The 12,139-nt window shown below is 68.8% G+C and carries 10 protein-coding genes; 5 read left to right on the top strand and 5 right to left on the bottom strand.

Annotated elements, in window-relative coordinates:
• Positions 1–804 (bottom strand): ABC transporter ATP-binding protein, encoded by an 804-nt coding sequence (locus IEY88_RS16445; protein ID WP_189155631.1) that lies wholly within the window; start codon positions 802–804, stop codon positions 1–3.
• A gap of 111 nt (positions 805–915) precedes the next feature.
• Here IEY88_RS16445 and IEY88_RS16440 point away from each other — a divergent pair, with 111 nt between their 5' ends.
• Positions 916–1,299: a hypothetical protein gene (locus IEY88_RS16440; RefSeq protein WP_189155630.1), complete on the top strand. Its 384-nt coding sequence runs from the start codon at positions 916–918 to the stop codon at positions 1,297–1,299.
• 39 nt (positions 1,300–1,338) lie between these two features.
• On the opposite strand, the gene IEY88_RS16435 is transcribed toward IEY88_RS16440, so the two are convergent.
• The 3 genes from IEY88_RS16435 to IEY88_RS16425 form a co-directional block, all read right to left on the bottom strand.
• On the bottom strand, positions 1,339–2,685 hold the full coding sequence (locus IEY88_RS16435) for an amidohydrolase family protein (RefSeq protein ID WP_189155629.1): 1,347 nt from the start codon (positions 2,683–2,685) through the stop codon (positions 1,339–1,341).
• Between the two features lie 123 nt (positions 2,686–2,808).
• The gene (locus IEY88_RS16430) at positions 2,809–3,276 is read right to left on the bottom strand and encodes a MarR family winged helix-turn-helix transcriptional regulator (protein ID WP_229693444.1); all 468 of its coding nucleotides are present in this window, start codon (positions 3,274–3,276) and stop codon (positions 2,809–2,811) included.
• A gap of 64 nt (positions 3,277–3,340) precedes the next feature.
• Positions 3,341–4,567: an amidohydrolase family protein gene (locus tag IEY88_RS16425; RefSeq protein ID WP_189155627.1), complete on the bottom strand. Its 1,227-nt coding sequence runs from the start codon at positions 4,565–4,567 to the stop codon at positions 3,341–3,343.
• 108 nt (positions 4,568–4,675) lie between these two features.
• Between IEY88_RS16425 and IEY88_RS16420 the strand changes: the two genes are divergently transcribed.
• On the top strand, positions 4,676–5,170 hold the full coding sequence (locus tag IEY88_RS16420) for a MarR family winged helix-turn-helix transcriptional regulator (protein ID WP_189155626.1): 495 nt from the start codon (positions 4,676–4,678) through the stop codon (positions 5,168–5,170).
• Positions 5,171–5,288: 118 nt separating this feature from the next.
• Here IEY88_RS16420 and IEY88_RS16415 read toward each other — a convergent pair whose 3' ends face one another.
• Positions 5,289–7,193 carry a DUF1996 domain-containing protein gene (locus tag IEY88_RS16415; protein WP_229693443.1) on the bottom strand — a complete coding sequence of 635 codons (1,905 nt, stop codon included), beginning with the start codon at positions 7,191–7,193 and terminating at the stop codon, positions 5,289–5,291.
• Positions 7,194–7,579: 386 nt separating this feature from the next.
• Here IEY88_RS16415 and IEY88_RS16410 point away from each other — a divergent pair, with 386 nt between their 5' ends.
• From IEY88_RS16410 to IEY88_RS16400, 3 genes are all read left to right on the top strand, one after another.
• A complete protein-coding gene (locus IEY88_RS16410; RefSeq protein ID WP_189155624.1) occupies positions 7,580–8,197 on the top strand; it encodes a response regulator transcription factor in 618 nt (205 codons plus the stop codon).
• A 133-nt stretch (positions 8,198–8,330) separates the two neighbouring features.
• Positions 8,331–8,939: a hypothetical protein gene (locus tag IEY88_RS16405; RefSeq protein WP_189155623.1), complete on the top strand. Its 609-nt coding sequence runs from the start codon at positions 8,331–8,333 to the stop codon at positions 8,937–8,939.
• A gap of 146 nt (positions 8,940–9,085) precedes the next feature.
• A complete protein-coding gene (locus IEY88_RS16400) occupies positions 9,086–11,845 on the top strand; it encodes an AfsR/SARP family transcriptional regulator (RefSeq protein WP_189155622.1) in 2,760 nt (919 codons plus the stop codon).
• The last annotated feature ends 294 nt before the right edge of the window (positions 11,846–12,139 follow it).

Raw genomic sequence — 12,139 nt, 5'->3', positions numbered from 1 at the left:
TCAGCGCTCCTGCGTCACGCGCTGACGGCGGCCCAGCAAGGCCAGTTGCTCCGCGATGCGTTCCGCGCCCGGCTGCGGCACGTCGTGCACGATCCGGCCGTCGGCCAGCACCATCACACGATCCGCGTACGACGCCGCCACCGGGTCGTGCGTCACCATGATCACCGTCTGCCCCGCCTCGTCCACCACCGACCGCAGCAGGCTCAGCACCTCGCCCGCGGTCTGGGTGTCCAGCGCACCGGTCGGTTCGTCGCAGAAGATGACCTCGGGGCGCGTCGCCAACGCCCGCGCGATCGCGACCCGCTGCTGCTGACCGCCGGACAGCTCCGACGGCCTGTGCGCCAGCCGATCAGTCAACCCGACCCGGTCGACGACCTGCCGCAACCACGCGGCGTCGGCGCGCTTCCCCGACAGTTGCAACGGCAACACGATGTTCTCCCGCACCGTCAACGCTCCGATGAGGTTGAACGCCTGGAAGACGAACCCGATCTTCGACCGCCGCAGCTTCGTCAGATCGGTCTCCGACAGCCGCGACAACTCCGTGTCGCCGACCCACGCCTGGCCGCCGGTCGGCTGGTCCAGGCCCGCCGCGGTCTGCAGCAACGTGCTCTTGCCCGAACCGGACGGCCCCATCACCGCGGTGAAGGTGCCCCGGTCGAACACCGCGTCGACACCCGCAAGGGCAGTCACCGCTTGCAGTTCCGTGCCGTAGACCTTTCTCAGGCCCTGAACCCGCACCGCCGGCGCGGGCCGGGCAACGCCCGCACCAGAAGTCCGGTCAACTTGCGCATTATGGTTTGACATCACAAAAACCCGAGGTCCTATTCGTCGATTTCCTAGGCAGGACGGTAATCTCGCCCGCCTGCCGGAACGACCCAGGCAGTAGGTGACCACTGGTAGCGCAGGCTGTACCTCTTGCTCCGCGGCAATCCCAGCCTGGATCCGGTTAGGACTGACGACGGCTACGAGCTCGCGAAACCGAGCAAAGTCCTGCTGCGCTTGGAACTCGTCGCGCCAGCGCACAGAACCGAGGTGCAGCCTGCTCTACCTGACACCTGGGAGCCTGCGGTATCGAAGGCGCTGACGAACACGACTAACTTCTTCGTCATGAACCTCTCACCCACCCGCAGCCAGGCCCTGCTCGCGACGGTCCTCGTGGTCAGCGTCGCGGCCAACATCGCCGCTCAAGCCTTCGGTCTGAGCCTCTACATCAGCGCCGCTTTCGGACTGATCGCCATCGCCGGCGGCATCGCCCTGTTCTTCAACTACCGCAAGAACCTGGACGACACGCGGAACTGAAACGGCCAATGCCCGTCCAGCGGTTCACCGTCCGCGTCGTCACCCGGCCGCCTGGCGGACTCCGCCGCGCCACACCGCCTTGATGGACAGGGAGTCGCCGATGTTCTTCGTCGGGTCTCCGTCCACCAGCAGGAGATCCGCGTGCGCCCCGGCGGAGATGCGCCCCCGGTCGGGCAGGCCGAAGCGGCGAGCGGGCACCGATGTCGCCGCCTTGAGCGCCGCGATGGGAGTCAGGCCGGCTTTCACCAGCAACTGCATCTCGTGGTGCACGCTGGCACCGTGGGCCATTCCGCCGAGTTCGGGCCACGCGACGGAGACGTCCGTTCCCACCAGGACGTCCACACCTGCCTCGTGCAGTGCTTTGGCGGTGGCCAGCACCGCGCTGAAGTCCCCCTGCGGGTACTTGTTGAGACTTCCGTTGAGCGTCGCCAGCCACTCGGGGCTCAGCCTGGGGCCGACCCTGGGGTCTGCCGCCAGCTCGGCTCCGGTCCTGCCCATGATCGAGGCGTTGAGGCACAGGCAGGGGGTGACGAACGTGCCGGAGCGCGCGATCTTGTCGATGATCTCGGGCGTGTGCGGACGATCCAGGAAGACGTGGCTGAGTCCGTTCATGCCCGCCGCGAGAGCCTGCTCGGTGGCTTGCACCGTCAGTGCGTGCGCGACAGCGAGCTTGCCGAGCCGCTGTGCCTCGCGCACGGCCGCTTTGATCGTCGCGTCACTCATCATGGGCAGGTTCGGGGCCCCGAGCACGTGGCCGTCCTCGATCATGATCTTGATGTAGTCGGATCCGCCGTCGACGCGCTTCCGGACCGCGGCCACCGCCTGATCCGGTGTGGTGACCTCCGACTCGGCCGGGTTCGCCCCGGAGTTGAGTTCGGGCTCCTCTCCCGCTCCTTCTCCCGGCGGGCCGTCGGGGACGAGTTCGCTCGGGTGGCCACCCGGCGCGGTCAGACCGAACCCGGCCGACCGGACGTCAGCCAGATCGTCGCGGCCGGCGATCGCCTTGCGTCCCGCGGCGGTGAAGTCCCCCTGCATCTCCAACTCGGTCGTCACCCCGAACCGCAGGGCGTCGCGCAGACCGTCCACAGAGGTGTGCACGTGAGCATCGATCAGCCCCGGCAACAGCATCGCCCCCGCCGCGTCGACCACGTGAGCGCGACTCGGAGCCTCACCGGCGACGCCCACGATCGAGGAGCCCTCGATCAGCACCGTGTGCAGGTCGAGCACGCGCTCACCGTCGAAGACCTTCGCGTTGGTGATGGCCGTCAGACCGGATGGACCGCCCGCGGAACCGGTGGTCGAGCAGCCGACCAGCGCTGACGAGCCCGCGACGACTCCCGCGAGCCCGATGGACCTCAGAACCGCACGTCGATCGATGAGACACATCAGCACTCCTTCCAGGACACCACGCGGTGTCACATGCATGCAGCAGACATATGCAACTTACATGCAGTTGCAGACGGTCTACTTCATTCCTGAGAGGAGTCTCAGCCTGTGCGCCGAGGGAGGTCAGTCCTCGATCGCCCTGATGGTCGCGTCGGCGTACTTGATGATCAGACGGGCGAGTTCCCGGCGCTCGGCCACCGGCCAGTCCTGGGTGATGTACTCGAACGCCTGCCGCTGCTGAGAGCGGAAACGATCGCGGAGAGCCAGACCGGCCTCCGTGAGCCGCAGCACCGCTTTCCGGCCGTCGAGCTGCGAAGGCGCGCGAAGCAGGTAGCCGTGGGCGATGCAGTCGGAGACCATTCGGCTGGCCACGGACGGGTCGATTCCCAGAGCGTCGGCCACCCCGCCCACGCTCACCTCTCCCCCGATCTCGTCGATGACGTTCAGGACGAGGTTGCGGTTGATGTCCTTGCGCTCGACCGGTGGGTCGACAGGTACCTGTGGCGTCCGCCTGCGCAATCGCGCGAAGGCAGGGCCTACGGCCCCGAACAGGTCATCGTCCGACTCCTGCGGGTGCGCCTCGTTCGTCACGTACCCACAGTAATCAACTGCGGATGGCAAGCACATGCGTGACGTCACACATATGGCGCCCCGATCACATCGCCAGACGAGTCCCGCGACGCCAGACGGCGCGGGTGTTGAGGGTGTCGGAAATGGTCGTGGTGGGGTCGCCGTCGACGAGGAGGAGGTCCGCACGAAGGCCCTCGGCGACATGTCCGCGGTCATTAAGACCGAAGCGGCGGGCGGTGGTGGCGGTGGCCGCGCGCAGGGCCTGGACAGGGGTGAGGCCGGCCAGGGTCAGGTACCGCAGTTCGTGGTGGACGCTGGCACCGTGGGCGAGCCCGCCCAGGAAGGGCAGGGGAAGGGACACGTCGGTGCCGGCCAGGAGGTCCACTCCGGCGTCGCCGAGGGCCTTCACCGTGGCCAGCACGTCCTCGATCCGGCCCTGGGGGTAGTGGCCGAAGCTGGAGCGCAGGGCCTTGTCCCACTCGTCGTCCAGGCGGGAGGCGACGCGCGGGTCGTCGGCGAGGTCACCGCCCGTGATGCCCATCATGGAGGCGTTCAGGACGACGCAGGGAGCGACGAACACCCCGGCGTCCTTGACCAGGTCGATGATCTCGTCGGTGTGGGGCTGGTCCATGAACAGGTGGACCAGGCCGTCGATGCCCGCCTCGATGGCCATGCGCGTCGCGTCCACCGTCAGGGCGTGCGCGACGGTGAGCATGCCGTGCTTCTTGGCCTCGGCCACCCCGGCGTTCAAAGTGGCCTGGTCAAGCATGGGCAGGCCGGGGTGCCCTTCGACGCTGCCGTCGTCGACCATGAACTTGATGTAGTCGGAGCCCCGCTCGATCAGCTGCGGGATGAACGCCACGGCTTCTTCGGGCGTGGTCGAGAACGGCATGAGCGGAGGCGGTCCGGCCGGCCTCGCGCCAGCGGGCGGGCCGGGACGGAACCCCTCGGGGAACAACTCGCTGGGATGCCCGCCCGGAGGGGTGATGGCGAAACCGGAGGAACGCACGTCGGCGACGGTGTCGTCCTCGCTGATGTGGGCCCGGCTGTCCCGCGTGTTCGTGCCCTGCATCTCCAGCTCGGTCGTCACACCGAACCGCAGCGCCAGCGCCAGCGCGTCCCTGCTGGTGTGGACGTGGGCGTCGATCAGGCCCGGCAACAGCGTGGCACCACTGCCGTCGACGATCTCGGCGCCTTCCGGGGCATCGCCGCCGACGCGGGTGATCCGCCCGCCGTCGACGAGCACGGTGGTCACCCCCAGCGCCTTCTCACCGTCGAACACCTGAGCACCGGTAATGGCGGTCACACTCACGATCTACCTCGTTCCTGGGGTGGAGAACCTCGTCAATCTATAGCATATGCTATGGATATACTTCTCAGATGGATGTGTGTGATGATCGGAACTCTTTAGGATGACGGCATGAGCGGCTCATCAACGCCCCCGGAGACCGGCGAGGCTCTTTTCGACCAGGTCGGACCCGCGCTGTCGCATCTACGCCGGCGCACCTCGGGCGGGCGTGGCGACCTGACCCGCAACCTCATCCTGAACGTGGTCTCGGACGCACCCGGCGAGGTGACCGTCGGTGCCATCGCCGCCGAGATGGGCGTCTCCCAGCCCGTCGTCAGCCGCACCATCGCCGCCTGCATCGCCGACGGGCTGCTGCGGAGAGCCGCATCGCAGACAGACGGCCGGCGCACGGTCCTCGAACTCACTCCCGCCGGCGAGAGCGAGCGGCGGCGCTTCGCCTCCGAACAGCGTGTGACCTTCGAGGACATCACCGCCGCATGGGACCCGGCCGAGCGCACCCAGTTCGCTCAGTTCCTCATCCGCTACAGCCAGGACGCCACTGCCTGGTCCGCCGGGCGGACCCGCCGCCGAGAGGACGACGCGGGGTCGGATCCGGGATCGACATGACCCTCACCTGGACGAGCGAGCCCTGAGTCCGGGCGGTGTTCCAGGCGGATCAACGCCGACGGGGCGCCTGCCCGGCCTCACAGCCCGGACAGACACCCCGCGGTGGATCAGGCGACGCTCAGGAGCACTTGCGCCCGTCGTTGACGCACTTCACGATCTTCGCCATCGTCTGGTCGGAGTTGACGTTGGCGAAGTCGTTGTGGTCGGAGAACGGGTTGTGGTTCTCCTCCGGGAACGCGTCGAGCTGGTACTGGCCCTTCTGCTGGATGTCGCGGGAGATGTTGTAGAGGATGCTGATCCGCAACTGCGGGATGGCCTTGAAGCCCTGCGGGCACGCGCCGGTCTGCTTGTCGGCGAACCGGACGTGGTCGCGGTGGTTGGCGCTGTCGGCGTTCTTGCCGTCCCAGCAGCCCGCGAAGTCGTGCACGCGCATGACCTTGCTGCCGTTCGGGCAGATCACGTACTTGTCGGACAGGCGGTCCTCGAACCCGCTGCAGGTCCACGTGGCGCGGGCGTTGGCGGGTCCGCGGCTGGTGGGCTTGGCGTCACCGACGACCATCTTCAGGAACTTCGGCATGCCCGTGACCTTGCTGGCCGCGTTGCCGCGGTACTCGATCTTGACCTGAGCCGGCCGGACGATCTTGCCGTTGTTGCCGACGAGCTCCAGGTTCTTGCCGGTGGGAGCGGCCAGCGGCGGGGCGGTGGTGGCAGGGGGCGCGGTGGTCGTGGTGCCGCCGTTGTTGTTGCCGCCGTTGTTGTTGCCGCCGTTGTTGTTGCCGCCGTTGTTGTTGCCGCCGTTGTTGTTGCCGCCGTTGTTGTTGCCGCCGTTGTTGTTCTCGCCGCCTTCGTCCTCGTTGAGGCCGCACTTCGCGAGGCGTTCCAGCCCTTGCGGCTTCTCGGCGTTGCGGCCGATCGCGATCGCGATCCGGTCGAGGGTCGCGACCCGCTTGTCCTTCAAGGGCCCGAGGATCGCGTTGTCGATGAAGTTCGCCCCGCCCTGCCCCTTGCTGGTCACCAGGCGCTGGTTGGCCTCGGCGATCTGCTTGTCCAGCTGGTCGAGGTTGTTGTCCACCTCGTCCAGGGCCTGGTCCGGCACACCCGGCAGCGCTTCGCGCACCGACGGGCACTTGATCGTCGGCGTGGCGGCGTCCTGCTCGGCGCCGTTCTGCTCGGCGCCGTTCTGCTCCGCCTGCTGGAGAACGCCCTCCGCGGCGAACTTGCGCGGCTTCGGCGAGTGGTTGCCGTGGCCGCCGCCGCCGTGACCGTGACCGAAGCGCAGGTCGCAGTCGGCGAGCGAGGTCAGGTTCGGCTTGCGCCCGGACCTGCTCATGGCGGTCGCGATGCGGTCGAGCGTGGCGGCCCGCTTGCTGCGCAACGGGCCCAGAACGGTGTTGTTGACGAAGTTCGGGTCGGCGGGGTTCTGGGCGCGCACCACCCGGTCGTTGGCTTCCCTGAGCTGCTGGGCGAGTTGCTGGAGGTTCCTGATGATCTCGTCGCGCACCCGCTGCGGCACGGCTGGCAGCCGGTTCGCGACGCCGGGACACGCGACCTCGCCCGGGCCCGTCTCCTTGACCTTGTCCGGGGTGGACCCGACGTCCTGCGGGTTGGCCTTGGGGTTGATGCGCACGACCGGCCAGAAGTAGGACGAGCGGTCGCCGTTGCGGCAGGTCGTCTCCGAGTCGACCAGGCTCTCGTCCGTCGACTCAGCGCTGATCGACAGATTGCCCACGAAGTCGTGGACGTGCTGGGCACCGTGCTTCAGACCTGGCTGTGCGACAGGGTTGTCGGCACTGAACTTGCCCTGCTCGTTCGTGCCGCAGTCGACCGTGAACACGCCACCGGCACCGTTCTTGCCGACCTTCGGCTCCACGACGTTCTTGCTCACCTGCTCGATGGGCACGAACGCACCGAGCGGTGCGGGATCACCGTTCTTGGCGGCCAGCGCCACGGTGGCGGTGCCCGCAGCGACCACGGCCACCGCCGACAACGAAGCGATCAGGCGGAACTTCCGTCTGTCCGTCACGCGGTGCGTCATACGTACTCCTCGTTCAAGCGGCGCATGACCGGGGGTACGTACGGCGCGGCACATCGGCTCAACCGAATGTTCCCGTCGAGCGAAATCGAACGCGACGGCCCGGGTTCCACGACACCCCTGACCGAGTGGCGGATGGGGCGCCGAAACCCGACCTGAAAGGCCTGAACTGCGGGTTCAAGACCGCCACACGATCTTTGCAAGATCAGTGGCGCACGGTTGCCCCAGCTGTTCGGACGACCTCCGGCGAGGAGTGCCCGGACGAGCTGCCGCACCAGATCGCAGGGGGAACTTGCATGGACCATCCACGATCCATGTCGAGCGGGCTGTGCAGGGAGGCACACGTCCGTCCGCGGACCACGAAGGTTCTGCTCAGCATGGAACACACGGCTTTTCGCGTCGGATTGATGGAGGTGGTGCGCTGTCTGCCAGGCGTGATGAACGTTCGCGCGACCACAGCCGCCCAGGACCTGTGTGCGCCGTCGGACGCGGAGGTCGTGGTCATCGACTGCACAGCGGCCGGCTGGAAGGCGGTGCGCTGGTGCCGGGAGGCGGCCGGCGTCGGAAAACGAGTGGTGGCCCTGACGCGACGGGACGACGACGACGACGCCTTGATCCCGCTGATGCGTGCCGGAGCGAGAGCCGTCGCCCTCCGGGACGGGCCCACCGAGGAGATCATCGCGGCGGTCAGGGCGGCCGTAGCGCGGCAAGCGTTCCTGGCGCCGTCTCTCGCAAGTCATGTGATGGACAGCTTCGTGGATTCCGCGGCAGCGGAAGAGGCCGGAGTGGACCTCGACGGGTTGACCAGACGTGAGCGAGAAGTGCTGTCCCTGGTCGCCACCGGCGATTCGAATCGGGACATCGCGGCCCGGCTGACAGTGACCGTGCGCACCGTCAAATACCACGTGTCGAACATCCTCATGAAACTCGAACTGCGGGATCGCCGCCAGGTGATGACCCTGCTCCAACGGACAGGATCACCCCAGACCAGATGACCGAAGACCGTACTTCGGGACAGGGACGGGAGTGAACACATTCGCTACGTTCACATTGTTCGAATCCTCGCCTCTGCCGCGAAAAGGATACGAATCAATGATTTCCACTGAGGGCCAGCCAAGGAGAGCAACAATGTCCAGGAACAGCATGGGCCGTCGTCGCGGTCTGATCACCGCCGTCGCACTCACGCTCGTCTCGACGATCGGACTGGCCGCGACGACCGGAGCGGCGACAGCGGCCCTGGAAAGCCGGACGGAGTCCGCGACCGCCGGCAGCCAGATGGCGAAGGAACCCATCTTCGACCACGTCGCGGAGCTGGAGGCGCGCAAGCCGCAGGAGGTGGCGATCGCGGCCGAGGCCCTCGAGCCCTACGTCACCATCACCGATGACGGCATGTCGTTGAACGCACCCGACCACGTGGTGGCAGCCCTCGACGCCGAGGCTGTGGCGGCGTTCCGGCTCAGCATCAAGCAGATCAACGAGATGGAGAAGGGCGCGATCGACACGCCCGGGAAACTCCCGTTGTCCGAGATCCTCAAGTTCGTCAAGAACAACTGGCGATCGATCGTCGACGCCGCCAAGAAGGCCGGCGTCTGGTCCCTGCGCAAAGCGACCCGCTGCCTGCACGGCGCCCGGGACGCGATCGTGAAGGCGGCCGGAAACGACCCGGCCTACATCGCCGAGAACCCGAGGATCGCACTCGCCGTCGCCATCGCGGGCTGCATCAACCGAATTCGCTGAGCTCACCTCCAGGACCCGAGCAGCCCGCCGATGGGGTCCATCGGCGGGCCGTTCGCCGCCAGAAGCTCGATCACCGCCGTACTCGTGCACCGTCTCGCTCCGTGCTGCCATGATCACGGAACGGGTTCGAGGCGGGGAGCGGTGTCGTGGCAGTGGTGGTTCGCCTGCTGGGCGAGGTCGGTGCCGAGGTCGACGGGCGACCGGTCGATCTGGGCACGCCCAAGCAACGGTGCGTACTGGCCGCGCTCGCCCTCGACTGGGGCCGAGTCGTGCAGGTGGACCGTCTGGTCGTGCGGGTTTCCGGAGCGGACGCGGAGCACCGGTCACGGACGGTCCTGCACAGCTACATCTCCCGGCTGCGCCGAGCGCTGGCCGAGGCGGGGACCGGTGTGAGAATCGCGTCCCGTTCCGGCGGCTACGCCCTGCTCGCCGACACCGAACCGGTGACGGACCTGCAGCAGTTCCGCGCACTGTGCGCCCGTGCGCGCGATGAGGACGGCGAGGCGGTGAGCCTGTGGAACGAGGCGCTGGCGCTGTGGAAGGGCCAGCCGCTGACCGGCGTGAACGGCGAGTGGGCGGAAGCCGAACGCGACAGGCTGTCGCAGGAGCGGCTGGAGGCCGAGCACGACCTGGCCGACGCCCTGCTGCGTCGCGGAAGAGGTGCTCAGCTGGTGGGCGTGCTGTCCGCACGCGGCGCACAGCTGCCGTTGGACGAGCGGGTGACGGGTCAGCACATGCTGGCGCTGCGGCAGGCCGGCCGCACCAGCGACGCGCTGGACCTCTACCGGAGGTTCCGGGCGCGCCTGCGCGAGGAGCTCGCCACCGAGCCCGGCGCCGCGTTGCAGGACCTGCACCAGCAGTTGCTGACCGCCGATCACGTTCCCGCCGGCGAGTCCCGGAACGCGACTCCCCGGCAGCTGCCGATGACGCCCGCGCCGTTCCTCGGCCGTCAGGACGAGCTGACCGCCCTGGACTCCCTCCTGGACCGCTCCTCCATCATGGCCGTCGTCGGCTCCGGCGGTATCGGCAAGTCCTGGCTCGCTCTGCACTGGGCGCACCAGCACGCCCATCGGTTCCCCGACGGCCAGCTGCACGTCGACCTGCGCGGCTTCAGCCCCGACGGCGGCGCGTTGTCCCCTGCCGCTGCCGTACGCGGGTTCCTCGACGCCCTCGGGATCGAGCCCGGCCGCATCCCGGCCGACCCGCACACCCAGAGCGCGTTGTTCCGCAGCCTCGTCGCGGACAGGCGGATGCTCTTCGTCCTCGACAACGCCGCCGACACCGCCCACGTCACCCCGCTGCTGCCGGGCGGCACGTCGTGCGCGGTGCTGGTGACCAGCCGCAACCGGATGCCCGGACTGGCCACGGGGCACGGCGCCCGGCACCTGGTCCTCGACGCCCTCAGCGACACCGCGTCCCGGGACCTGCTCGTCGCGAGGCTCGGAGCCGCGCAGGTCGAAGCGGAGCACGACGCCGCCGATGAACTGGTGGAGCTGTGCGGCGGCTACCCGCTCGCGTTGAGCATCATCGCGGGACGCGTGCACACCTGTCCCGGGACGTCGCTGTCCGCGCTCACGGCCGAGTTGCGCGAAAGCCTGCTGGACGTGCTCGACGAGGGAGACCCCGTCGCGAGCCTGCCCGCCGTGCTGTCGTTGTCCTACACCGCGCTGACCGGTGAGCAGGCCGAGGTGCTCGGACTGCTCGCCATCGCGCCGGGACCGGGCATCGGCCTGCCCGGCGCCGCGGCGTTGACCGGTCTGTCCCAGGCCAAGGCCAGGACCGCGCTGCGCGGTCTCGAACAGGCGTCGCTCATCAGCCAGGGCGCCGAAGGCCGTTACGGGATGCACGACTTGATCCGCCACTACGCCGCGGACGTCGCGCACCGCACCTTGGACGGGGAGGCGCGGGAGTCGGCGCTGCGCCGGGTGATCGGCTTTTACCTGCACACCGCCCATGCCGCCGATCGCCTCCTGTATCCGCACCGCGTGGACATCGAGCTCGACGGACCGAGCCACACCCCTCAGCCGTTGCCCGACACAGCGGCGGCCATGGCGTGGTTCGACGCGGAGCACGCCTGTCTGCTGGCGGCCCAGCACGCCACCGCGGCACTGGGGTGGCGCCGCGCCGTCTGGCAGCTGGCGTGGTCGCTGTCCACCTTCCACCAGCTCCGCGGACACCACCACGCCCAGATCCGTGCCTGGGAGACCGGGCTGGTCGCGAGCGAGCAGGGACCCGACGTGGCCGCCACCGTGCTCGGCCACCGCCAGCTGGGACTCGCCAACGCCGACCTCGGCCGGCACCGGCAGGCCCTCCACCACCTCCTGCGCGCTCTCGTCCTGGCCGAGCGGCAACACGACCAGACCGCGCAGGCCCACACCCACACAGCCCTGGCCAGGGCGTACGAGCAACAAGGAGACGACGCGCGCGCCTTGGAGCACTCGGTCCGTTCCCTGGAGCTCTGCCGCGCGCTCGGCAACCGGGTCTGGGAGGCCGGATCGCTCAACGGCGTCGGCTGGTTCGCCGCCCGGCTCGGTCAGCACGACGTGGCGCGTGAGCACTGCCTGGCCGCTCTGGAGCTCTACCGCGAGCACGACGACCCGTCCGGTGAGGCAGGGGTGCTGGACAGCCTCGGCTACATCGCCCACCTCGCCGGCGACCACGCGCTGGCCGTCGACCACTACCGGCATTCCCTGGCGCTGCAACGAGAACTCATCTACGACTACGGGATCGCGGAGGCCCTGGCCGGACTGGGCGCGCCGCACGCCGCGCTCGGCCAGCACGACCAGGCGCGTGCGGTGTGGCAGGAGGCGCTGGAGATCTACCGGCAGCAAGGCAGGACCGAGGAGGCGGAGCGCGTCCGGAAGCAACTCGACGCCCTGCCCGAACGGACCGGGCAGGATCTTTGACGAGCGGCGAGCGGACGGCGCCGCCGTGCGGCAGGCCCGTTGTGCGAACCCGCCGGGCAGGCCCCAGGGCACGACTCCGCGCAGCCCGTCGTCACGAATGATCCGTTCAGGAGTGAGATCGACGCCGGACGGGTACTGAGTCAACGCCGTGCACGTGCGCGTGAGCACGGTAGGCCTGCCTACGAGCAGACCGGCCGGGCCCCGGCGCGGGGAAGTTGAAACATCGCAGCTCCCCGCGCCGGCCCGGTTCCAGTCGGCCGAACAGACGCCACCGCATCCTGATCGCCCCCGTAC

Origin of the sequence: Lentzea pudingi, assembly GCF_014646255.1 — a bacterium.
In the GTDB taxonomy this organism is placed as follows: Bacteria; Actinomycetota; Actinomycetes; order Mycobacteriales; family Pseudonocardiaceae; genus Lentzea; species Lentzea pudingi.
This window is presented reverse-complemented; position numbering and strand designations above follow the sequence as displayed.